The sequence below is a fragment of the Glaciimonas sp. OK215 genome (assembly GCF_057787885.1).
This window is the reverse complement of the sequence record NZ_CM173544.1, coordinates 4,986,333-5,009,452: the sequence shown is the minus strand read 5'-3', so window position 1 is coordinate 5,009,452 and position 23,120 is coordinate 4,986,333. Positions and strand designations below refer to the sequence as shown.

Genomic DNA, 23,120 nt, shown 5'->3' with positions numbered 1-23,120 from the left:
GCCGTTCCGCGCATGCTAAGCATTGGCAGCCACAGTGTGGCTCAGTGGATAACCGCGTTGCTGGTAAAAGCGATAGCGTTCGCGACCATTGTTTTTATCGGTCTCATCGAGTGAGACGATCTCAAACATGCGTTCGAAACGGGCAAAGTGGGTGGGGGTGTTGCCGGACAAATTGATCAACACCTGATGATGTGGCAACGCCGCGGCTTCATTGTCGGTCAAAATGATAGGCGTTTGTGGCGCCAGCGGATCGTCCGCTTTGACATGTGGCAAAAAGTCGTGTTCGGAGAACGTCCACAGCGCCTGATCCAGCATGGCTAAATCGTCGGCACTCCTGGTCAGTATCACAATCCGGCATTGTGCCGCCCACGCTTTACGCACTAGTCGGCAGGTGTACAAAAACTTGTCAGGAATGTTGGTATGAAAATCGATGCGGGTCATGGTCTGCTGCTTAAAATCTGAATCCGGGCGGCGCATTCCCGGCTGCCGGCAATGGCGCGCCGCTATTTACATTATTCGGAGCGCTAGCCTTGGCAGCGTTGGCCTTTTGTTCCGTGGCGGCGGGCGCTGCTGCTGCAGTTTGCCCGTTACGATAGGTTTTTGGTAACTGATTGTTTTGCGGATAACCGGCTGCGCTCAGTGCCGCGTTCCAGGCTCCTGCTTCAAAGCCGCTTTCTTTACTGCGCCCGATCAGCAGCAGCGGCAGCTGAGCTTCGCTGTCGACTTCTTTCAGTCGTGCAATATCGTTGTTGCTGTTGACCGTTTTTTCGTTGAACGGGATGCCGCGGCTATTCAGCAATTTACGTCCGTCGTCGCAGGGGATGCATTTGCTTGAGGTATACAAGGTGACCGGGCTGTTTTTGTGGGCCTGTGCCAGTTCGTACGGCAGTTCGCCGGCATCACCGCCGCTGTTGGTGGCGAGCGATTTTTTGTCGATGACGGTGCCTGAGGTTGGCGGGGTGTCACTGTAGGTGACCTGGCCGTTTGGGCCGATGGATTTGTAGAGTTCGGCTTGTGCGCTGGAGGTTACCAGCAGGCAGGTCGTCAGGCCTGCTATTGAAAACAAAGACGCAGCCAGTTTCATCTGATTTCCCTTGTCTGAAGTCGGTATATCTGCAACGTTGCAGGGCGCGCCATGCGCACCTGCCATTTTACGTAAATCAATACCTATTCATTGCGTTGCCATCCCGCTATGACGCAACAATGCATCGATATTTGGCTCGCGGCCGCGGAAAGCCTTGAATGATGCCAGTGCCGGACGCGAGCCGCCGACTGCCAGGATTTCACGCTGGAATTTTTTGCCGGTTTCGGCGGATATCACGTTGCCGCCATTGGCGGCTTCTTCGAACGCACTATATGCATCGGCCGATAATACTTCGGCCCATTTGTAGCTGTAATAGCCAGCCGCATAGCCGCCGGCGAAAATGTGGGCGAAGGAATGCTGGAAGCGGTTGAAAGCCGGCGGCGTCAGAACGGCAACCTGTGCGCGGACTTGATCGATCAGCGCTTGCACCGTTTGCGTGCCATACGGATCGTATTCGTCGTGCAGATGCATATCGAATAGCGAGAACTCCACCTGGCGCAGGGTTTGTAGTCCCGACTGGAAGTTTTTGGCAGCGGTCATCTTGTCGAACAGCGCGCGCGGCAATGGCTGGCCGGATTCGGCTTCGGCGGTCATGTGCTGCAGCACATCCCATTCCCAGCAGAAGTTTTCCATGAATTGGGATGGCAGTTCGACCGCATCCCATTCCACGCCCGAGATGCCTGATACGCCGATTTCGTCGACCTGGGTCAGCATGTGGTGCAGGCCGTGGCCGAATTCGTGGAATAGGGTGATGACTTCTTCGTGGGTAAACAGCGCGGGTTTGGCTTTGCCATCAATGACTGCCGGCGCGGAAAAATTACAGGTCAGGTAAGCGATCGGGGTCTGAATGCCGTCGTCCAGGAGGCGCCGGGCGCGCGCGTCATCCATCCATGCACCGCCACGTTTGCCGCTGCGTGCGTACAGGTCCAGATAGAATTGACCGAGCAGTTTGCCATCTTTCCGGATCTTGAAAAACTTCACATCCGGATGCCAGACCGGTGCCTGGTCAGCGCTGATGTCGACTGAAAACAACTTCTGGACCAGTGCGAACAAACCTTGCACGACTGTTGGTTCCGGGAAGTACTGTTTCACTTCCTGCTCAGAAAATGCATAGCGTTGTTCGCGCAATTTTTCTGAAGCGTAAGTGGTGTCCCAGGCTTCCAATGGCGCGATGCCTAGCTGTTCTTTGGCGAAGGCGCGCAATTCGGCCAAGTCTTTTTCGGCGAATGGGCGCGCCCGCTGCCCCAGGTCTTCCAGGAAGCTGATCACTTCTTGCGGGTTTTGTGCCATCTTCGGCACTAGCGACAATTCGGCGTAATTCTTCAAGCCCAGCAACTTGGCTTCTTCATTGCGCAACTTCAGAATGTCGACGATGTTTTGGGTGTTATCCCATTCGGGTTTGCTGCCTAGTTCCGATGCCTTGGTCGCATTGGCGCGATACACGTTTTCGCGCAAGGCACGGTTGTCGGCGTATTGCAGTATCGGGAAGTACGAAGGGAAGTGCAGCGTAAATTTGTAGCCTTCCCTGGCGTCTTGCTGTGCCGCTGCGTGGGCTGCCTGTTTGACGTCGTCCGGCAAGCCAGCCAGTTCGGCTTCGTCGGTAATGAATAACGCGTAGTCGTTGGTGGCATCCAGAATGTTTTCTGAAAACCTGGTGGTCAGCGCACCGTGTTTTTCCTGAATGTCGGCGAAACGCACTTTGTCGGCGTCTGCCAGTTCAGCGCCGCCGAGACGGAAATCGCGCACCGCGTTTTGAATGATTTTCTGACGCGCAGGTGACTGGGCGGCGAAATCGGCGCTGGCGTGAAGCGCCTTGTACTTGTCGAACAGCGCCAGGTTTTGTGCCAGTGCAGTCCAGAATTCGATCAGCTTCGGATGGTTTTCGTTGTAGGTCGCACGCAGTTCCGGCGTATCCATCACCGCATTCAAATGACTGACGACGCCCCAGGCCCGACCGAGTTTTTCGGTCGCGTCTTCCAGTGGCTCGACAAAGGTTTCCCAAGTCACGGACGTCTGTGGCGCTTCCAGTTGCGCCACGACGATACTTGCCTGTTCCAGTAAATGTGCGATGGCTGGCGTGACGTGTTCCGGCTTGATCTGGTCAAAGCGCGCCAGACCTGAAAAATCCAATAGCGGATTGTCTTGTGATGTCAGTGTTGCGGAAGTGGATGTCATGGACTTAGTTTCTTTCTGCAGCTTCAATCGTATTGACCAGCAGCATGGTGATGGTCATCGGCCCGACGCCGCCTGGCACCGGGGTGATATAACCCGCGACTTCCCTGACGTTGGCGAAATCGACGTCGCCGCACAGTTTGCCATGGTCATCGCGATTCATGCCAACGTCGATGACGACGGCGCCTGGCTTGACCATGTCCGCGGTGACGATATTCCGTTTGCCGGTGGCAACCACCAGAATGTCGGCCTGGCGCGTGTGCTGGCCGAGATCGCGGGTCTTGGAATTGCAGATGGTGACTGTGGCGCCGGCTTGCAAGAGCAACATCGATTGCGGCTTGCCGACGATATTCGAAGCACCAACGACGACCGCATTCGCGCCGCGCACCGGGTAATTGATCGATTCCAGCATTTTCATCACGCCATATGGTGTACACGGGCGAAACAATGGTTGTCCTGTCATCAACAGACCGGCGTTGCTGATATGAAAGCCGTCGACATCTTTCTCTGCGGCAATCGCTTCAATGACCTTGTTGGCGTCAATATGCGCAGGTAAAGGCAATTGCACCAGTATGCCGTTGATTTTCGGATCGTGATTGAGGGCGTCGATGCGCGCCAGCAAGTCGGCCTCGGTCAGATCGGCATCGTATTTTTCGAGTACCGAATGCAGGCCATTGTCTTCACAAGCCTTGACCTTGTTACGGACATACACCTGTGAAGCCTGGCTGTCGCCGACCAGAATCACTGCCAGGCCAGGTTGTTTACCCCGGGCACTGAGCGCGGCGGCGCGTTTGGCGACATCGGCGCGCAATTGTTGTGAAAGGAGATTTCCGTCAATGAGTTGAGCTGGCATAGTGGGGCAGAGTGCAAAAGCGAATTAAAACGAGATTATAAAGGGTCGCCTGCCCGAGGTAGGGGTTGTACTGCTACTTTGCTGTCATATAGTTTTGAATAGGTGCATGTCCAAAACGGACAAAATTCATCACGCAAGCGAAATCTGGACAGTTTTTTGGAAAAATAGATAAAGCAGCAGGGTGTGCGACGTGCGCCTTGCCCATATCTTTACACAGCGAATTGACTAGATCCGGAGCGGCTCTGCCGCCCATTCGCCGACGTCAGATAGCATCGCCCCTGTCAGCCGACGCGCTTTTGTATTTTCAGCTATTCTCGCGTACTACAGCACCACCTGATGCCTATCGACTCGAATAAAAACAACAGTCAGGCAAGACACAATTGAAAGGGATACCGAATTGACCGATTTTTACACCCGCCGTCTGGCCTTACTCGGTGAAGAGCAGCATCGTGCCTTGCTCGGCAAGGGCTTGCGCGGCATTGAGCGCGAAACGTTGCGGGTCAATCCAGATGGTAAATTGGCACTGACGCCGCATCCACGGATCCTGGGCTCGGCATTGACCCATCCGCAGATTACGACCGATTATTCGGAATCGCTGCTGGAGTTCATCACCCCGGCCGAGAATGACATCGCCACCGCCTTGAACGAACTTGATGCAGTGCATCGTTTTGTCTATTCCCAACTGGGCGATGAAATGCTGTGGAACGATTCGATGCCGTGCGAATTGCCGGCAGAGGAACTGATTCCGATCGGCTGGTACGGCACTTCGCACATCGGCATGCTGAAGCACGTGTACCGGCGCGGTCTGGCGCTGCGCTATGGCAAGCGCATGCAATGTATCGCCGGCATCCACTACAACTTCTCGCTGGCCGAAGGTGTCTGGTCATTGCTGCAGGTGGATGCGTGCGGCACCGGCACGGCCAAGGATTTTCAGTCCAACGGTTATATTGCATTGATCCGCAATTTCCGCCGCTATAGCTGGTTGTTGATGTATTTGTTCGGCGCTTCGCCCGCGCTTTCCAAAAACTTCCTGGCGGGGCGCGAACACAGCCTTGAGACACTGGATGCCGACACGCTGTATCTGCCGTACGCCACCAGCTTGCGCATGAGCGATCTGGGATATCAGAGCAAAGCCCAGGCAAATTTGACGCCGCATTACAATAATCTCGACACCTACATCAAAAGTCTGGCGCAGGCCGTCAGTCAGCCGTATCCGCCGTATGCCGCAATCGGTACCCACCGCGATGGCGAATGGATTCAGATCAACACCAATATTTTGCAGATCGAGAACGAGTACTACTCGACCATCCGGCCCAAGCGCGTCATTAATAGCGGCGAACGGCCTATCCAGGCCTTGTCGGCACGCGGCGTTCAGTACATCGAAGTACGTTGTATGGATACCGACCCGTTCGAGCCGACCGGCATCAGCCTGGAGACCGGCCGTTTCCTGGATGCATTTTTGCTATTCTGTGCACTCGACGATAGTCCATGCACCAGTGCAGAAGAAAGTCTCGAAAACGTCGAAAATTTCGCCCGGGCAGTCAAGGAAGGGCGTCGTCCCGGCCTGGAATTGCAGCACAACGGCGTGCCAGTCACTTTGCAGGCGTGGGGATTGAACCTGTTGGAACAAATTGCCGCAGCCGCAACCTTGCTCGACGCCCAGCGCGACGATCACCAGCATGCGGATGCGCTGGAACAGCAGCGTCGTAAATTGCTTGCCCCAGAACTGACCCCATCGGCGCGCGTGTTGGCGGCGCTGGCGGAACACGAGGAAACATTTGCCGCTTTTACGCTGCGTCAAAGCAAGCGCCATGCCGCAGCGTTCCGGGCGCAGCCGCCGAGCGCGGAAGAACATGCCTTCTTTACCGAGATGGCCGCGAAGTCATTGCTTGAGCAAGAGCAGATTGAGCGTACCCAAACCGGTGATTTCGATACGTTTGTTGCGGCTTATCGCGCGAGTACGTTGGGAAATATGAGCGTCTGAGTTTGACGTCAGGTAATGAAGCTGCCGTTCCGAACGCAGGGAGTAACGGCTGCCGATTTAGCTGTCTCTCAAAAATCGCCATTTAAATTGCTTGCAATTGAATTTTGTATGATCTATTATTCGAGCCATGGAAACGACCAACGCACATGACATCAGCAACGATCTGACCGACGAGGCATTTGGCCCAGGCAGTTTGTTGTTGGAGAATCAATTGTGCTTCGCGCTATATTCGGCGTCGTTGACCATGACCAAGCTGTATAAGCCATTGCTGCAGAAGCTGGGAGTTACTTATCCGCAGTACCTGGTGATGCTGACATTGTGGGAGCGTGACGATGTCACTGTTTCGGAAGTGGGCGAGCGTTTGTATCTGGACTCGGGCACGCTGACGCCGTTGTTAAAACGGCTGGAGCTAAGTGGCTTGGTACGTCGCCAACGCGCTGTCAAGGATGAACGCCAGGTCATTGTCAGTTTGACCGACATGGGTAAAAATTTGCGGCAGCAGGCCCAGACTATTCCGCAGCAAGTGAGCTGTGCCGCGCAATGTTCGCTGGATGAATTAAAAGCGCTGACCGGGCAATTGCAGCGGCTGCGGGCAGCGATGGTGAGTAATATCGTCTAGTGGGGTGCGACTCAACTGGAGTGGTCTTGAGCGTGGAATTGGCTCAAATAGCTGAATTAAGTTGTGTGCAATAGTATTGTGTAATTCTAAATATCTGCTTCATCGTTGTGTAATGTAAGTGTTGTATTTTTTATCCGGACCGTCAGTAAGGCCGACTGAGCAGGTCCAACGGATTTCTTAAACGGCCATCAATTCATCAAGAGGAAGTCATTATGTCAGTCGAAAAAATTCTATATCAAGCAAAAGCCACCGCAACCGGTGGTCGTGACGGCCGTGCTGTTTCATCCGATGGCATTCTGGATGTCAAGCTGACGACGCCAAAAGAACTCGGTGGCGCTGGAGGCGCCGGTACTAACCCTGAGCAATTGTTCGCTGCAGGCTATTCAGCTTGTTTTATCGGTGCAATGAAGTTTGTCGCATCACAAGACAAGATCACACTGCCAGCCGATACTGCAATTACCGGCGTGGTTGGTATCGGCCAAATCCCTGGCGGCTTCGGGATCGAAGTGGAATTGCAGATTTCACTGCCAGGTATGGATAAAGCCGCAGCGCAAGCATTGGTCGACAAGGCCCACCACGTGTGCCCATACTCGAACGCCACCCGCGGTAACGTTGACGTGACGCTGACCTTGGTCTAATCGCACAGCGACACCGATGGCTGACGGGTCCCTGAAGTAGCCCGCGTTTGGTGCGAAGGGAAGGCAGCCGCGAAACAGAAAGGGAGTTACGTGCAACGTAACTCCCTTTTTGTTATTGGCGGCCCCGCATAGCCAACTGGCGCGTTGCGTTCAGGTCACAGCGCAAGGCGGAAAATGCAGGGCTGATTGGACGACATCGTGCAGCGGATTCCTGCCCCAGGGGCCGCTGCCGATCTCAAAATGAAAACCATGAGGAAGTACATATTTACTGATTCCGGCGAGCGGGCGACTATTGCGTGCGCCGTAAATTGCATCGCCGAAGCGATCCGCAAAACGGTTGAGCGCTACTAATCAGGAGCCCGCAGTGATTTGCCCCATATTGCCCCAGTCCGTCCGCGATGCACTGTATGAAGATGACCATCTTGGCGCAGGAAATTTCCTGTTCAAGGCGTATGCGCTGAGCACCACCAGAGACGTCCCCTTCCTGTTCCTGGAAAAAACCTTTACCACCCCGTTTGGCGACACCTTCGACCAGTTCAGCCTGAACCAACTGTACCAGACCGTTGCCGACCTGGCGTACTGGTATCGCGCCAATGAGGTGCGCGCCGGATCGCATGTCTGCACCTACACCGAGGAGGGCATTTCCCCCTTCCTGCATTTCCTGGCACTCAACAGCATCGGTGCGGTTCCCGTTCCCATCAATGGCAAGATGGCGCCGCAACTCGCGGCCGTGTATGCCAAGGTGAATAGCTTCGACTTCTTCGTGTTCGATGCCGACACCAATGCGCGCACCGCGATTTCGCGCTTGGTGTCGGACATCCGCCTGCTCGATGCCTCGGTCGCCGGCTTCCCGCGCGAGCGGCAAGCGCTGGCCGACTGGCCGGTCGACAAAGCGCCCGACGATACCGTGATGATTTGCCACAGTTCCGGCACCACCGGCGTTCCCAAAGCGGTGATCTTCGCGCATGCGCAGTTCTTCAACGGCAAACGCGAGCGCCTGCGCAGCTTCATCGAAACGCGCGGCGAGCGCATGCTGACCGCCTTTCCGCATTCGCATTCGGCCGGCATCAGCTATCTGATGACGGCCACCATGCTGGGTCTCCCGACCAAGGTGCTCACCGAATTGACCGGCGCCACCGTGGCCGCTCACATCCGGCAGTTCCGCCCGACAGTCATGGTGGCCTTTCCCCAGACCTATGTGTCGCTGGTGGAGATGAACCTGGCACCCGACGCTTTCGATGCGATCCGGCGCTTCTATAACACCGGCGACTCCGCGCACGAGGTGCACATCAAGCGCCTGATCGCGCTTGCGCCCGGCGCCAGGTTCTTCGACGGCTTCGGCGCGTCCGAGCTTGGCATGTCGTGCTTCTGGAAAGTCTCGTCGCACGATTCGATCACGTCGCGCCGTTGTGTCGGCCAGGCCGCGCCGTACGCCACCGCGAAAATCGTCGATGCCCTGGGGGTCGAATTGCCGCTCGGGCAGCCCGGCTATCTGTCTGTCAAGTCGCCGACAGTCACGCCCGGCTATTTCAGGGCGCCGCATTTGACCGAGCTCTGCCGCAACCGGGAAGGGTACTGGCTGACGGGCGACGTCGGTTACCTCGACGACAGCGGCAGTTTCTACCACCTTGACCGCGCCGTGGACGTCATCGTCAGCGCCGGCGGACCGGTGTATTCGCTCGCACTGGAGGAATTGCTGCAACAGCTGCCCGGTGTGCACGACGCGCACGTGATTGGCGTGAGCCGTATCCCGACCAGGGAGCAGAGTGTGGTCGCCTTGATCGTCCCGTCGGGCGACGGTGGCCTGGACCTGAACGCCGTCTTGCAGCAGATACTGGAACACAAGCCCTTGCAGGATGCGGCGCTGCCCGATTTTGCAGTCAGCGTCGGCATGCTCAACGACGGCTACCGGATTCCGCTCGGGGCGACCGGCAAGGTGCTCAAGCGCAGCCTGCGCGAATCCTTCTGGGACAGCTACCGCGGTTTCCGCGGCGGCGACCGGTCGGTGTTTTCGGCGCTGCTCTGGAATGGCCCGGGCACCCCGCAGGGCGCCGGCCAGGCCTGATCCGGTCCACACCCCATCCATTGCATCCATTACACAGGGGTGAGCCGCGCCGGCTCACGCCAGGGAGAACTCTTATGCAGGTTTTTACACGCTACAAATTATTGATTGGTTGGCTCACCATGTTCCTGGTGGGGACCGACCTGTTCATCATTTCCCCCTTCCTGCCATCGATCGCGAGCGACTTGATGACAACGCCGGCCGCGCTGGGCATCCTCGTCGGCGGGTTCAGCCTCGCGTATGCCGCGATCTGCCCGATCCAGGGCTATATCGCCGAGCGCGTCGGCACGCGCAAAGTGCTGCTGTTTGGCGTGAGCTCGCTCGTGCTGGCCAACCTCGCCACCGGCATGTCCGACAGCCTGTCGATGCTGATCGCCAGCCGTTGCTTTGCCGGCCTGGCGGCGGCCTCCATTTCGCCGATGATCTACGCCCTGACGGCGGGCAGCTCGGCCCCGGAGCGGCGCGGTTTTTGCCTGTCGATCGTCAATTCCGGCCTGGTGCTGTCGCTGGTGGCGGGCGCCCCGCTCGGTCTGCTGATCGCCACCCAGATCGGCTGGCGCGACGTGTTCCTGCTGATCGCCGCCTTGCTTGCGGTAATGGTGCCGCTGAACTTGCTGTGCTGGCCAGCGACGGCCGCCGGCGCCGCAGCGGCTGGCGGCGCTGCCAACAGGCGTCTGCGCGACGCATGGGTATTCCTCGTCACCATGGTGGTGTGGTCGACCGGCGTGTATTGCAGCTACACCTATCTGGGCAGCGCCCTGGCCGTGCAGTTCGAGGGCGCCCCAAGCACGATCGCAGCCTTGATCGCTTGCTACGGCGTGGGCGCCACCCTTGGCGGCCTGTCCGGCGGCAAACTGGCCGACCGCTACGGCGCGCACCGCGTGGTGCAATGCTCGTTCATCCTCATGACACTTGCATTCGGCACGCTGGCGGCCGTCTATGCCAACCCCGCGCTGCGTCTCTTGCCATTGCTGGGGCCGGCCTTGTTCCTGGTGGCGCTGGTGTCGTTTGGGTTGTTCCCCGCCTTGCAGGCTTGCGCCGTCAAGGCGTTTCCAGCGCGCCGCGCCAGCGTGCTCGCCCTGATGGGCAGCAGCTTGTACGTCGGCATCACGCTGGGCGCTTTCGTCGGGGGGCGTGTATTCGCCGCAGCCGGTTTCCAATGGGTGGCCGCGGTGTCGAGCCTGGTCGCCTGCCTCGGCTTTTTCGTCTCCATTCCGGCGCTCCGCGCCTCCCTTGGCGGCGGCAACCGCGCATTCACTTTGCAGCAGAAGTAGCCATTACATCGTCAGCATCCTGCGACTACGCCTGAGCGCAGCCGCTGGCGGCCCTGGCGCAACTATCAACTTTATCCAATGAGTGAATATGCAAGCAAATAGAAGGCTGAAGGCAAGCGTGCAGGCGGCGTGGCAGCGTCCGTTTTACCGCCAGCGCTGGGAGATGGATCTGGGCGCCGTGCTGGCGCTGCTGGAGCGGGGCCAGTTCGACCAGTTGCCCATCATTCGCAAGAAAGACCTGTCCCAGCATTGGGACGACTTGGTCGAGTACGGCGATTTTGTCGATGTCGTCAGTTCGTCGGGCACCACCGGCCGGCCGGTGGAGTTGCCGGTGCACCGGCAGCAGGAGCAGGTCTGGGTCGACTGCGTCGCCCGCGTGCTGACCGAACTGGGGGCCAAGCCTGGCACCAAGCTGCTGCAACTACTGAGCAACAACGATATGTTTTCGCTGGGGCCGCTGGTGTGGCTGGCGGCGAAAAAGATTGGCGTCGGACCGTTTCGCTGCTCGGGGCAGCGGATCCAGCGCGTGGCCGACGTGATCAACTATCACCGGCCCGAATTCGTGGTCGGCAATCCGATGGTGATGCTGAACATCGCCGCCGAATTGGGGCGTGACTTCCCGGCGCCGGACAAGCGGCCGAAATACGCTTACTTCGCGGCCTGTGCCGCGTTTGACCAGCACAATGTGCTCACGCCGATGGCGCAAAAGGCCAAGGACGTGTGGGGCTTTACCGACGTATTGAACGAATACGGTTGCAGCGAGCTCGGCTCCATTGGCCACGAGTGCCTGGCCCACCGCGGCTTCCACATCAATGACGACGCCGTGTTCGTGGAACTGGTCGATCCGCTGAGCGGGCGGCCATCCGCGCCGGGGACGTCGGGCGAGGTCGTGGTCACGGCGCTGTCGCTGCCGCGTGGCTTCGTCGCCGTACGTTACGGCACCGGCGACATCGCGGCCTGGCTCGATACGGCGCCGTGCGAATGCGGGCGCCGCTCGCCGCGCCTGGGCACCATCATCGGACGGGTCGATCACCAGTTGAAAGTGCTGGGCCAGACCGTGTACCCGGACCTGATCTTCAACGTCGTCGACCAGCTCGACGAGATCGTCGATTCGGTGCTGGTGAAATACCGCGACAGCCTGGGCGCCGACCAGGTCGAACTGTGGCTCGCGGCGCGCGGCAATTTTGCGCATACCGCCAGCAAAGGCACGGCGCTGCTACACCGGCACCTGGCCGTGGCGCCCTTGCTGCGCAGCGTGTCGCCGGAAATCATCTGGCGCGTCAAGCAGGATCGCATGGCGCGCAGCAATGGCGTCAAACTGCCGCGCTATGTCGACCTCGATGACGTGCATGCTTACCTCGGGCAGAGCGTGCCCGCATGACGCCCCTGATCGATGCTGCTGCGGTCATGCCTGGCTTGCGGCTGAAGGTCGAATACCTCAATCCCTCGCTGTCGATGAAACACCGCTGCCTGCCGCCGCATCTGTTTGCGATGGCGCGTCGCGGAGAGATAACGAGCGCGACCCGGCTCGCGATTCTCTCTGCCGGCAGCGCCGGGATCAGCGTCGCCTGGGCTGCCAACCAGATCGGCTGCAGGGCAAGCGTCTTCGTGCCGCCCGGCGTGCCGGAGCTGATCACCAGCTATATCGAGTGGCTGGGCGGCGAGGTGGTGGAGACACCGGCGGCGCAAGCGCATGCAATGCAGGCACAACTGCTCGGCGACCCCGGCTGGAAAGTGATCGAACAGCTTTCGAACCGCGCGCTGTGTGCGCACTACGAAGTGGTCGGACTGGAACTGCTGGCCCAGTCGGAATCGATTGCGGCGGTGACCGTCGGTGCGGGAACTGCTGCCTCGGTCATGGGCATTGCCGCGGCGCTGCGCCAGCGTGGCGTGAAGGTATATGCGGTGGAACCTGCGGAAGCGTCGGTGCTCCAGGGACAGCCCTGGCAGCCGCACCGCATCCCTGGGCTGGCGCCGCCGATCAGGAGTGAATTGTTCGATCGCACAGCGGTCGATGGCGTGATCAGCGTGCCGTCCGAGCTGGCCTGGCAGACCGCGCGCGATGTCATGCGCCTGACCGGCGAACCGGTCGGGCCGTCCTCGGGCGCCTGCATCCACGCGGCCCGGCAACTGCGTGATCAAGGACTCCGTGGAGAAGTCATTGCGGTCTGTTCGTCTCCGATGACGACCGCCCTGGGTAAAACAAAGGAAAGCAGAAAACATGAATCTCTACATTGACAAGCTGGAGGCGAAGAAGGAAGAACTGATCGCCCAGATTCGCTCCCACAGCTTTTTGCAGCGCTGCCGTGCGGGCGAGGTACGCATCGACGAGCTGAAGCATTTTCTGGTTCAACAGGGTCTGTACAGCGCCTACTTCACCCGCTATCTCTGTGCGCTGATGGCCAGCCTGCCGAGCAATCGCGAGGTCATGGGACTGGCCGAAAACCTGTTCGAGGAACTCGGCCTGGAAGACAAGGCATCTGTGCCGCACCATATCTTGTACCGGGAAATGCTCGATCAATTCGGTCTCACGCTGGAGCACGCCGTACCGGAAGAAGGCACCGCCTTGCTGATCCGCGAAATGCTCGACCATTGCAAGCGTTCGAACCCTGCCTACGGCCTTGGCGCGCTGTGCCTGGGCGCCGAGGCGCTGGTGCCAGGCATGTACAGCGACATCATCCAGGGATTCCTGGCGCAAGGGGTGACGCCGGACGAGATCGCGTTCTTCCGCATCCATGTCGAATGCGACGATGGCCACGCCGAGACGATACGCGACATCATGGCCGCGCTGGCCGAGGAAGACGCCGCGCAGATCGACATCATGCTCAATGCCGGGCAGGCACTGGTGGCTGCGCGCCTGCGCTTTTTTTCCGACATCGAGAGCATGGCGCGCCGCGCGCACAAGCTGGCGGCAGCCGCGCCGGTCTGCGTCGCGTGAACGGGGCACCAATGAACGCGGACACCCTGCTTTTTTCAAAGGTGCAGCTCATGCAAGAGGCGCAGGCGCAGATGGAACGCCACCTCGGCCAGGAAACCTGGACCGAACCCGAGAAAGTCGCGCTCACTTGCCGCATTCTTTTCGCGCAGGGACACGACTCAGGCCTGGCGGGACAGATCACGGCGCGCAGCGGCAGCGACGGCGCTTTCCTGACCCAGCAACTGGGTCTGGGATTCGATGAAATCACCGCATCGAATCTGCTCACGGTCGACTTGGACCTGAACCTGTTGTCCGGGCGCGGCATGCCGAATCCTGCCAACCGCTTCCACAGCTGGATCTACCGGGCCCGTCCCGATGTGCGCTGCATCATTCATACCCATCCGCTGCACACATCGGCGCTGTCGATGCTGGAACAGCCACTGGCCGTCTCGCACATGGATACGGCACTGTTGTTCGACGATGTGGCCTTCCTGCCGAGCTGGCCAGGTGTCCCGGTGGGCAATGACGAGGGCGCGATCATCTCCGCGGCCCTCGGCAACAAGCGCGCGCTCCTGTTGGCCCATCATGGACTGGTCGTCGCCTGCGCGTCGATCGAAGAAGCCTGCGTGGTCGCGCTCCAGTTCGAACGCGCGGCGCGCCTTCATTTGCTGGCTGCCGGCGCAGGGAAGATCGAGCCGATTGCGCCGGAACTGGCGCGCGAGGCGCATGACTGGATCTTGACGGAGCGCCGCTCCAGGGCCACGTTTGCCTACTACGCGCGGCGCGTCTTGCGCGGCTGCGACGCGGCGCCGCTGGACGTCTAGGCCAGCCCACGCGGCACGCAGGCGCGCAATGAAAAATGTACGGAGCCCTTGAATGCCGATACGGTCATCAACGGAACTGTAGATCGCGTCTGCGCACCTACGTGAAATATGCGGGCTGGCCTATGCCGATTATGCGATGTGCAGTATTAATTATTTGACATTGAGTGTGAAGGGACGACTGCTAACCTTGCTGCGCTGCAATGCGACGCAGTCAACGCCATTGCCTGCGCGCAGGAGGATTCAATCATGAACATACTTATGACAGATGGAGATAGAAAATGAACAAACCCAACGAATCGTTTCTGCAACCTGGCGTCGCCGGCGTCTGGGCCGAGGTCGGCAAATCGCGTTCCCATGAATCGGCGCAACTGCATGTGCTTGGCGAAGCGACCTACGTCGACGATGTGCGCGAAGTGCAGGGCACGCTGCATGCGGCGCTGGGCCTGTCGCAAAAGGCGCACGCCAGGATCAGGTCGATCGATTTTGCGGCCGTCAGGAGCTCACCCGGCGTGGTGGCCGTCTGCACCGCCGCCGACATCCCCGGCACCAACGATTGCGGTCCTATCATCCATGACGATCCTATCCTGGCCGATGGCGTGGTGCAGTATGTCGGACAGCCGGTGTTCGTGGTCGTCGCGGATACGCACGACAACGCGCGCCGCGCCGCGCGCAAGGCCGTGATCGACTACGAGGAATTGCCGGCCATCCTGACGCCGCAGCAAGCAAAGCAGGCCAAGTCGTTCGTGGTGGCGCCGATGCAGTTGCGGCGCGGTGAATTTGAAAAGGCGTTCGCGCAGGCGGCCCACCAGCTCAAGGGCGAGTTGTCGGTCGGCGGCCAGGAACAGTTTTACCTGGAAGGCCAGATTTCCTACGCGATTCCGAAGGAAGACGACGGCATGCTGGTACTCTGTTCGACCCAGCACCCAACAGAGATGCAGCACACGGTCGCGCATGCCCTCGGCGTGCATTCGCACAAGGTGCAGGTCGAATGCCGGCGCATGGGCGGCGGCTTCGGCGGCAAGGAAACCCAGTCGGCGCTGTGGGCAGGCGCGGCGGCGATCGCCGCCAGGCACCTCAACTGTCCGGTAAAGCTGCGCGCCGACCGCGACGATGACATGATGGTCACCGGCAAACGTCATTGTTTCTGGTACGCGTATGAAGTCGGCTACGACGATGAGGGCCGGATCCTGGCCGCCAAGGTGGAAATGCTCACGCGCGCCGGTTTTTCGGCCGATCTCTCGGCACCGGTAGCTACGCGCGCGGTGTGCCACTTCGACAACGCCTACTACTTGTCGGATGTCGATATCGTCGCGCTGTGCGGCCGCACCAACACGCAATCGAATACCGCCTTCCGCGGCTTCGGCGGCCCGCAGGGTGCGATCGCGATCGAGTATATCGTCGACGAAATCGCGCGCAACCTGGGCCGGGACGCGCTGGACGTGCGTACCCTGAATTTCTACAGCCGCGGCGACCAGGACGGGCGCAACGTCACGCCTTACGGCCAGCTGGTCAAGGATAACGTCATCCACGAACTGGTGGCCCAACTGGAAGCGAGCAGCGAGTATCGCCAGCGGCGCGAGGCCACGCGTGCGTTCAACGAAAGCAGCCCGGTCCTGAAAAAAGGGATCGCGCTGACGCCGGTAAAGTTTGGCATTGCGTTTAACACGGTGCACCAGAACCAGGCCGGCGCACTGGTGCATATCTACACGGACGGCTCGGTGCTGGTCAATCATGGCGGCACCGAAATGGGCCAGGGCATCAACACCAAGGTCTCGCAAGTGGTGGCGCAACAACTCGGGATCGATCTGTCCCTGGTGCGCGTCACCGCCACCGATACCAGCAAGGTCGCCAACACCTCGCCGACCGCCGCTTCCACCGGCGCCGATTTGAACGGCAAGGCAGCCCAGGACGCAGCGCGCCAGATTTGCGAACGCCTCGCAGTGTTTGTCGCCAAGGAGCACGGCGCAAGCCCGGCCGACGTCACGTTCTCGAACAACCACGTCCACGTCGGCGCGCAATCGATTCCGTTCCAGGACGTTGTCGCCAAAGCCTATTTGGCACGGGTGCAGCTGTGGTCCGACGGTTTCTACGCAACGCCGAATCTGCATTGGGACAACAAGAGCATGACCGGCAGCCCGTTTTCGTACTATGCCTACGGTGCGGCCGTTTCCGAGGTGGTGGTTGATAGCCTCACCGGTGAATGGAAACTCTTGCGTGCCGATGCACTGTACGACGCTGGCGAGTCGCTCAACCCCGCGATCGATGTGGGCCAGGTCGAGGGCGGCTTCATCCAGGGCATGGGATGGCTGACCACCGAGGAACTGTGGTGGAACAAGGACGGCAAGTTGATGACGCACGCGCCATCGACCTACAAGATTCCGGCGGTGTCGGACTGTCCATCGGATTTCCGTGTGGGCCTGTTCAAGAACAGTAACGTCACCGACAGCATCCACCGCTCGAAAGCAGTCGGCGAGCCGCCGCTGCTGTTGCCGTTCTCGGTCTTTTTCGCGATCCGCGACGCCGTCGCCAGCGTTGGAAATTATCGGTTCAACCCGCCGTTGCAGGCGCCAGCGACCTATGAGTCGATTCTCAACGCGCTCTGCGCCGTCTCCGAGCAGTCTTGATTGGCCGGCCCGGGTGCGCGCTGTCGTGGCGCGTCCGGGCCCAGCCGGCGGGCGTATTTATCGGGTCTTCTCATCAATATGGATCTGAATGAAGAATCTACAATGAACGCATTTAAATTGACCAAGCTCACCCGTGCCGTATGCATTGCATTAGGGGTGGCTGCGGTTGGAACGGTAGTGTTAGCCAGTTCAGATAAACAAAGCAATGCGCCATCAGGGCCACCCGGACCGGCACCGGTGTCCGCTGCGAATGTGGTGGCTAAAGCGGTTTCTGAAACGCATGAATTCTCTGGTCGCCTGGAGGCAGTCGATCGGGTGGAAATCCGGCCACGGGTAGCTGGATTTATTACTTCCATCAACTTTAAGCCAGGAAGTCGTGTCAAAAAGGGCGACACCTTATTTGTAGTGGATCCGCGCCCTTATCAGGCCGAAGCCAACCGTGCCGAAGCGGCCGAACTATCGATTGATACCAAACTGGATCTGGCTAAACTGGAATTGGCGCGCGCTGAAAAACTGCTGGCAGAAAAAGCCATTCCACAACGCGAAGTCGATAACAAAAGTTCGACCGTGAAAGAGTTGTCTGCCCAGCTTCAACAGGCGCATGCCAGTTCACAACTGGCGCAGTTGAATGTGGGATTTACGCAGGTAAAGTCCCCCATTACCGGACGTGTCGGCAAGGCCGACATCACACTGGGGAATTTGGTGGACGCCAGTGCAACGCTGACTTCCGTGGTGTCGAGCGACCCGATCTATGCCAGTTTTGAAGGCGATGAAGATACCTATTTACGCGTGACCAAGCTGGCACGGGAAGGTCAGTCCGCGCTGGTAAAAATCGGTCTGGCGAATGAAAGCGGATTTCCCCATGAAGGTAAATTGGATTTTATCGATAACCAGGTTGATCCAGCCGCCGGTAGCGTGCGAATGCGCGCGACGCTGGACAATGCCGGCAATATCCTGGCTCCCGGCTTGTTTGTGCGTGTCCAGTTATCCGATGGCGGCAAGACGCTGCCGGCAGCGATGATTGTCGACAGTGCCGTAGGTACCGATCAAAACCGTAAATTTGTGTATGTTCTGGATGCGGAAAACAAGGCCATTTACCGACCGATAACGTTAGGCCCTTTAGTTGAAGGTATGCGGGTGGTGCGCGCTGGCCTTAAGCCGGGGGAAAAGATCGTAGTCAATGGCTTGCAGCGGGTGCGTCCCGGCAAGCCGGTCAAGGTTGAAATGGTTCAGATGGCGCAGGATTTGACGCCGATTCAAAGCGCTTCCACCAGCAGTACACAGCCACTGGCATCCGGCGCAACGGGATTGAAAGTGCGATGAATATCTCACGCTTCTTTATCGATCGCCCGATTTTTTCCGGGGTGTTATCGATCCTTGTTTTTATCGCGGGTGCTCTGGCGATTTTCAGATTGCCTGTTTCGGAATATCCCGAAGTGGTTCCGCCTTCGGTTGTGGTGCGTGCGCAATATCCTGGCGCCGATCCAAAAGTGATTTCTGAAACAGTGGCAGCTCCTCTGGAAGAGCAAATCACCGGCGTAGAAAATCTGCTGTATATGTCGACCCAGATCACGACCGATGGGTCGATGGCGCTAACTGCCACATTTAAAATCGGCACCAATATTGAACAGGCGGAAACGCAGGTGTCGAATCGGGTTCAGCGCGGTTTGCCGCGTTTGCCCGAAGAAGTGCGTCAGCTCGGGGTGAGCACAATTAAAACCTCGCCGAATCTGACCATGGTGGTGCATTTGGTATCGCCCAATGGCCGCTATGACGATGTGTACCTGCGCAACTATGCGCTGCTCAATGTGAAGGATCAGTTGTCACGCATTCCCGGCATGGGGGAAACGGTGTTGATCGGTGCGGGCGATTATGCGATGCGTATCTGGCTTGACCCACAAAAAGTGGCGGCACGGAATATGACGGCTAGCGACATCATCAGCGCGATTCGTGAGCAAAATGTTCAGGTAGCCGCCGGGGTGATCGGTGCTGCACCATCCAGCAACGCTGAGTTTCAACTCACTGTGAATACCCAGGGGCGTTTGCGTAGCGAACAGGAGTTTGGCGACATTATTGTGCGTACCGGCGCGGATGGTTCACTCACCCACTTACGGGACGTGGCGCGGATTGAAATGGGTGCCAGCAGTTATTCGGTGCGTTCCCGCCTGAACAATAAATCATCGTCATCGATTGGTATTTTTGAAGCACCACTGAGTAATGCCTTGCAGCTCTCCACCGATGTACGCGCCAAGATGGAAGAGTTGAAAAAAGATTTTCCGGAAGGCCTGGATTATCAAGTGGTGTATGACCCGACCGAATTCGTGCGCGCATCGATTCAAGCGGTGGTGCATACCCTATTGGAAGCGATTGCGTTGGTGGCGCTGGTAGTGATCATTTTTTTGCAAAGCTGGCGCGCTTCACTGATACCTCTTCTGGCCGTGCCGGTATCGATCGTGGGTACTTTTGCGGTGATGTTGGGATTCGGTTTTTCGATTAATACCTTGTCGCTCTTCGGTATGGTGCTGGCCATCGGGATTGTGGTCGATGATGCGATTGTGGTGGTGGAAAATGTCGAACGAAATATTTCCGCCGGCTTACACCCGCGTGCAGCTACCGTACAGGCGATGAAGGAAGTCAGCGGACCGATTATTGCCATTGCCCTGGTGTTGTGCGCCGTGTTTGTACCGATTGCCATGGTGCCCGGTTTAACTGGGCAGTTCTATCGCCAGTTTGCCTTGACCATTGCTATTTCCACCGTAATTTCCGCCTTCAATTCCTTAACCTTGTCGCCTGCATTAGCCGCTGTATTGCTGCAACCGCATGGCGCACCAAAGGATCCACTCACTAAAGTCATTGATAAGCTGTTTGGTGGATTTTTCAACTGGTTTAATCGGGTCTTCGCGCGTGCCTCGCATCATTACGAACGCGGAGTTTCCGGCGTGCTGGGGCGTAAGTCAACGGTGCTGCTGACGTATGCCGTGTTGGTGATGGCCGGGGTGTTTGTGTTTAAGGCGGTCCCGGTCGGTTTTGTGCCGGGTCAGGATAAGCAATATTTAGTCGGTGTGGTGCAATTGCCTGATGCCGCTTCTCTGGATAGAACCGATGCGGTGATCCGTCGTATGTCAGACCTTGCCATGGCAGTTCCGGGCGTGCATGCAGTCGTGCAGTTTTCCGGCTTGTCGATCAATGGCCGGATGAATACACCGAATGCCGGACTTGTGTTTTTCGTCCTGGATCCGTTTGATAAACGCAGCAGCAAGGAACAATCCGGCCCCGAAATTACCCGCCTGCTGAATAAGAAATTTGCGGCCATTAAAGAAGGTTTCATCATGGTTTATCCACCGCCCCCGGTGAATGGACTCGGCACTATTGGCGGTTTTAAACTGATGGTCGAAGACCGCAACAATCTCGGTTATGACGCGCTCTACAAAGCAACGCAGGCGTTACAAGCCAAAGCCATGCAAACGCCGGAACTGGCTGGGGTGTTTTCCAGCTATAAAATTAATGCGCCGCAGTTGTTTGCCGATGTGGACCGCGCCAAAGCCAAACAATTAGGCGTGCCGCTGGCGGTGATTTACCAAACCTTGCAAATCAATATGGGCTCGTTATATGTCAATGACTTTAATCAGTTCGGCCGCACGTATAAGGTGGTGGTGCAGGCTGACGCACAATTTCGTTCCAGGGTCAGTGACCTGGCGCAGTTAAAAGTGCGGAATGACAAAGGTCTGATGATTCCGCTTTCGTCACTGATGCGGGTGTCAGATACCTATGGCCCGGATCGGGTGCAGCGCTATAACTCTTATATATCGGCCGACTTGAACGGCAGCCCGGCTGCAGGTGTATCCAGCGGGCGGGCGCGCGCTGCCATGGAGAAAATCGCAGCGGAAGTTTTACCCAAAGGGATCACTTACGAATGGACCGAATTAACCTATCAGGAAATTTTGTCCGGCAATACTATTTCGTGGATTTTCCCGATTTGCGTGTTGTTGGTGTTCCTGGTGCTGGCGGCGCAATATGAAAGCTGGACCTTGCCGTTAGCGGTGATCTTGATCGTGCCAATGTCGATTCTGTGCGCCATGCTCGGGGTGAAATTGAGCCACGGAGAAAACACCATCTTTACCCAGATTGCCCTGTTTGTATTAATTGGCCTGGCGTGCAAAAACGCGATTCTGATCGTTGAATTCGCGCGCGCCCTGGAACATCAGGGCCAGACTGTAGTGCAGGCGGCACTACAAGCCTGTCGTTTGCGGTTGCGGCCGATCCTGATGACGTCGATTGCCTTCATCATGGGTGTATTGCCTCTGGTATTTACCTCCGGCGCTGGCGCGGAAATGCGGCATGCGATTGGTATGGCAGTGTTTTCGGGGATGTTGGGAGTGACTTTCTTTGGCTTGTTTTTGACGCCGCTGTTCTACGTATTATTGCGCTTGCTGGCGCAGCACATTGAAGAACGCCGCGCCGTTATTCCGCATTTACCCAGCGCGACCGTACAAGGGGTAGATCAATGATCTCCATTAAAAAATCGTTATCTCCGCTGGTTAGTGCGTTGTTATTGGTTGCTTGTTCCAGTGCGCCGGAGTTGAAAGTAGCTCCCGTTGCTTTGCCACTGGCCTATCGGGAAACGCCACCGCATTCGACCGGGTTATCCACTGTAGATTGGAAGCCGGCACAACCTGCCGCGGCCCAGCCGCGCGGTGAATGGTGGAAGGCGTTTAATGATGCCGAGCTAACGCAATTGATTATCAAAGCAAGCGACGCCAATCCGTCGCTCGCTGCTGCCAGGGCGCGTGTCAGACAGGCACGTGCTTTGGCGGGTATCGCAGATGCCGCATTGCTTCCCGGTGCAGGCATTGCCGGTGGCGTGCAACGCGGTCATCCATCACCACTTCCGCTGGGTCTGCCGGAGGGAACGCCAATCCCGCCATCGACCAGCTGGCAAGCGGGTCTTACGGCCAGCTATGAGGTTGATTTGTTCGGACGTGTTGCCGCCACTGTGGATGCAGCACAGGCAGACGCGGGGGCCAGCGAAGCGAGTTACCGCTCTGTGTTGTTGTTGCTGCAGGCGGATGTAGCGCAAACCTATTTGCGCTTGCGCGCCAGTAAAGCGGAGCAGGATTTGTTGAACGAGACGCTGCGCTTGTGGCAGGAGAATGTGGATATTAATCAGCACCGCTTTGATCTGGGTGACTTGGGCGAGTTGGATTTGGCGCGCGCGAAAACCGAATTGTCGACCACGCGCAGTGAAGTCCTTGGCGTGCAACGTCAAACTGTCCGGTTGGAGCATGCCTTGGCGGTGTTGATCGGGCAGCCGCAAGCCTCTTTTGCTTCGATTCAACCGCTGGTCGAAGTCGACCATCTGCCGCGTATTCCCGCCGGGTTGCCGTCCTCTTTGTTGCAACGTCGTCCGGATATTTCTGCCGCCCAGCAGGCGGTAGTAGCCGCCAATGCGCGGATAGGCGTGGCGCGCTCAGCGATGTTTCCGGCGTTGATGCTTACCAGCGCAGGCGGCCAGTTGTCGCATCATTTTTCTGACTTGCTGTTGTTAAGTAATCAGAACTGGCTGATTGGCGCGTTGTTGTCCATGCCGTTGTTTGACGGTGGTCGCAATCGTGCCAACATCACGCGCAATGAAGCAATGCTGGAGGAGTCGGTGGCGAATTACCATCACAACGTGATAGCCGCCTTTGCCGAGGTGGAAGATAACCTGGCCGGCTTGCGGATTCTGGAGGGTCAGGCTCAGTCGATCGATGAGGCGATGGCGTACGCCCGACGCTCCGCCGAACTGGCGGGCAAACTCTACCAGGAAGGCTCCAGCAGTTATCTGGATGTGATCGATGCAAAGCGTAATTTGACGACGATAGAGCGTAACGCCGTGCAGTTGCGTGCGGATCGGGCGACCGCCACGGTGGCGTTGATACGGTCGATCGGCGGCGACTGGTGATCGCTCGATATGCCGCTAGGAATGTTGATTATGCCCGGTGATGCATGATGACAAGATTGCATGATGACATAATGATTTTGTGACATGAAAGTGCGGGTATCAAATATATCCGTCCGCAGATTTTCGCG

Annotated in this window: 18 protein-coding genes; 14 read left to right on the top strand and 4 right to left on the bottom strand. The window is 58.1% G+C overall.

The features are described from left to right. Positions 1–15: 15 nt before the first annotated feature. From AC3CHX_RS23130 to folD, 4 genes are all read right to left on the bottom strand, one after another. Positions 16–441, bottom strand: coding sequence for a DNA polymerase III subunit chi (locus tag AC3CHX_RS23130; RefSeq protein ID WP_488630324.1), 426 nt, complete (start codon positions 439–441; stop codon positions 16–18). 10 nt (positions 442–451) lie between these two features. Then, positions 452–1,084, bottom strand: a complete 633-nt coding sequence (locus tag AC3CHX_RS23125) for a glutaredoxin family protein (RefSeq protein WP_488630323.1) — start codon at positions 1,082–1,084, stop codon at positions 452–454. A gap of 87 nt (positions 1,085–1,171) precedes the next feature. Next, positions 1,172–3,259: a M3 family metallopeptidase gene (locus tag AC3CHX_RS23120; RefSeq protein WP_488630322.1), complete on the bottom strand. Its 2,088-nt coding sequence runs from the start codon at positions 3,257–3,259 to the stop codon at positions 1,172–1,174. Between the two features lie 4 nt (positions 3,260–3,263). After that, the gene (gene folD, locus AC3CHX_RS23115; RefSeq protein ID WP_488630321.1) at positions 3,264–4,109 is read right to left on the bottom strand and encodes a bifunctional methylenetetrahydrofolate dehydrogenase/methenyltetrahydrofolate cyclohydrolase FolD; all 846 of its coding nucleotides are present in this window, start codon (positions 4,107–4,109) and stop codon (positions 3,264–3,266) included. Positions 4,110–4,506: 397 nt separating this feature from the next. On the opposite strand from folD, the gene gshA reads away from it, so the two are divergent. From gshA to AC3CHX_RS23045, 14 genes are all read left to right on the top strand, one after another. Continuing rightward, entirely contained in the window at positions 4,507–6,093 is a 1,587-nt protein-coding gene (gshA, locus tag AC3CHX_RS23110) for a glutamate--cysteine ligase (protein WP_488630320.1), read from the top strand. A 127-nt stretch (positions 6,094–6,220) separates the two neighbouring features. After that, complete coding sequence (locus AC3CHX_RS23105) at positions 6,221–6,712, top strand: MarR family winged helix-turn-helix transcriptional regulator (RefSeq protein WP_488630319.1); 492 nt, start codon at positions 6,221–6,223, stop codon at positions 6,710–6,712. 212 nt (positions 6,713–6,924) lie between these two features. Further along, entirely contained in the window at positions 6,925–7,350 is a 426-nt protein-coding gene (locus AC3CHX_RS23100) for an organic hydroperoxide resistance protein (protein WP_488630318.1), read from the top strand. A 186-nt stretch (positions 7,351–7,536) separates the two neighbouring features. After that, the gene (locus tag AC3CHX_RS23095; RefSeq protein ID WP_488630317.1) at positions 7,537–7,701 is read left to right on the top strand and encodes a hypothetical protein; all 165 of its coding nucleotides are present in this window, start codon (positions 7,537–7,539) and stop codon (positions 7,699–7,701) included. Next, the gene (locus tag AC3CHX_RS23090) at positions 7,688–9,415 is read left to right on the top strand and encodes a class I adenylate-forming enzyme family protein (protein ID WP_488630316.1); all 1,728 of its coding nucleotides are present in this window, start codon (positions 7,688–7,690) and stop codon (positions 9,413–9,415) included. The genes AC3CHX_RS23095 and AC3CHX_RS23090 overlap by 14 nt, the downstream gene beginning before the upstream one ends. Positions 9,416–9,489: 74 nt before the next feature. Next, entirely contained in the window at positions 9,490–10,686 is a 1,197-nt protein-coding gene (locus AC3CHX_RS23085; RefSeq protein ID WP_488630315.1) for an MFS transporter, read from the top strand. Between the two features lie 88 nt (positions 10,687–10,774). Then, the gene (locus tag AC3CHX_RS23080; protein WP_488630314.1) at positions 10,775–12,067 is read left to right on the top strand and encodes a phenylacetate--CoA ligase family protein; all 1,293 of its coding nucleotides are present in this window, start codon (positions 10,775–10,777) and stop codon (positions 12,065–12,067) included. Next, positions 12,064–12,924, top strand: a complete 861-nt coding sequence (locus AC3CHX_RS23075) for a pyridoxal-phosphate dependent enzyme (protein WP_488630313.1) — start codon at positions 12,064–12,066, stop codon at positions 12,922–12,924. Before AC3CHX_RS23080 ends, AC3CHX_RS23075 begins: the two co-directional genes overlap by 4 nt. Continuing rightward, the gene (locus tag AC3CHX_RS23070) at positions 12,908–13,624 is read left to right on the top strand and encodes an iron-containing redox enzyme family protein (RefSeq protein ID WP_488630312.1); all 717 of its coding nucleotides are present in this window, start codon (positions 12,908–12,910) and stop codon (positions 13,622–13,624) included. The genes AC3CHX_RS23075 and AC3CHX_RS23070 overlap by 17 nt, the downstream gene beginning before the upstream one ends. A gap of 11 nt (positions 13,625–13,635) precedes the next feature. Continuing rightward, a complete protein-coding gene (locus AC3CHX_RS23065; RefSeq protein ID WP_488630311.1) occupies positions 13,636–14,427 on the top strand; it encodes an aldolase in 792 nt (263 codons plus the stop codon). A 278-nt stretch (positions 14,428–14,705) separates the two neighbouring features. Further along, positions 14,706–17,051 carry a xanthine dehydrogenase molybdopterin binding subunit gene (gene xdhB / locus AC3CHX_RS23060; protein WP_488630310.1) on the top strand — a complete coding sequence of 782 codons (2,346 nt, stop codon included), beginning with the start codon at positions 14,706–14,708 and terminating at the stop codon, positions 17,049–17,051. Between the two features lie 102 nt (positions 17,052–17,153). Next, entirely contained in the window at positions 17,154–18,374 is a 1,221-nt protein-coding gene (locus AC3CHX_RS23055; protein WP_488630309.1) for an efflux RND transporter periplasmic adaptor subunit, read from the top strand. Then, entirely contained in the window at positions 18,371–21,559 is a 3,189-nt protein-coding gene (locus AC3CHX_RS23050) for an efflux RND transporter permease subunit (protein ID WP_488630308.1), read from the top strand. The genes AC3CHX_RS23055 and AC3CHX_RS23050 overlap by 4 nt, the downstream gene beginning before the upstream one ends. Further along, complete coding sequence (locus AC3CHX_RS23045; protein ID WP_488630307.1) at positions 21,556–22,992, top strand: efflux transporter outer membrane subunit; 1,437 nt, start codon at positions 21,556–21,558, stop codon at positions 22,990–22,992. Before AC3CHX_RS23050 ends, AC3CHX_RS23045 begins: the two co-directional genes overlap by 4 nt. Positions 22,993–23,120 lie beyond the last annotated feature (128 nt).

Excerpts from the sequence above, each read along its gene's own strand:
- AC3CHX_RS23130 (WP_488630324.1), bottom strand. The coding sequence starts at position 441 with ATGACCCGCATCGATTTTCATACCAACATTCCTGACAAGTTTTTGTAC.
- AC3CHX_RS23125 (WP_488630323.1), bottom strand. The coding sequence starts at position 1,084 with ATGAAACTGGCTGCGTCTTTGTTTTCAATAGCAGGCCTGACGACCTGC.
- AC3CHX_RS23120 (WP_488630322.1), bottom strand. The coding sequence starts at position 3,259 with ATGACATCCACTTCCGCAACACTGACATCACAAGACAATCCGCTATTG.
- folD (WP_488630321.1), bottom strand. The coding sequence starts at position 4,109 with ATGCCAGCTCAACTCATTGACGGAAATCTCCTTTCACAACAATTGCGC.
- AC3CHX_RS23105 (WP_488630319.1), top strand. The coding sequence starts at position 6,221 with ATGGAAACGACCAACGCACATGACATCAGCAACGATCTGACCGACGAG.
- AC3CHX_RS23100 (WP_488630318.1), top strand. The coding sequence starts at position 6,925 with ATGTCAGTCGAAAAAATTCTATATCAAGCAAAAGCCACCGCAACCGGT.
- AC3CHX_RS23085 (WP_488630315.1), top strand. The coding sequence starts at position 9,490 with ATGCAGGTTTTTACACGCTACAAATTATTGATTGGTTGGCTCACCATG.
- AC3CHX_RS23080 (WP_488630314.1), top strand. The coding sequence starts at position 10,775 with ATGCAAGCAAATAGAAGGCTGAAGGCAAGCGTGCAGGCGGCGTGGCAG.
- AC3CHX_RS23075 (WP_488630313.1), top strand. The coding sequence starts at position 12,064 with ATGACGCCCCTGATCGATGCTGCTGCGGTCATGCCTGGCTTGCGGCTG.
- AC3CHX_RS23070 (WP_488630312.1), top strand. The coding sequence starts at position 12,908 with ATGAATCTCTACATTGACAAGCTGGAGGCGAAGAAGGAAGAACTGATC.
- AC3CHX_RS23065 (WP_488630311.1), top strand. The coding sequence starts at position 13,636 with ATGAACGCGGACACCCTGCTTTTTTCAAAGGTGCAGCTCATGCAAGAG.
- xdhB (WP_488630310.1), top strand. The coding sequence starts at position 14,706 with ATGAACAAACCCAACGAATCGTTTCTGCAACCTGGCGTCGCCGGCGTC.
- AC3CHX_RS23055 (WP_488630309.1), top strand. The coding sequence starts at position 17,154 with ATGAACGCATTTAAATTGACCAAGCTCACCCGTGCCGTATGCATTGCA.
- AC3CHX_RS23050 (WP_488630308.1), top strand. The coding sequence starts at position 18,371 with ATGAATATCTCACGCTTCTTTATCGATCGCCCGATTTTTTCCGGGGTG.
- AC3CHX_RS23045 (WP_488630307.1), top strand. The coding sequence starts at position 21,556 with ATGATCTCCATTAAAAAATCGTTATCTCCGCTGGTTAGTGCGTTGTTA.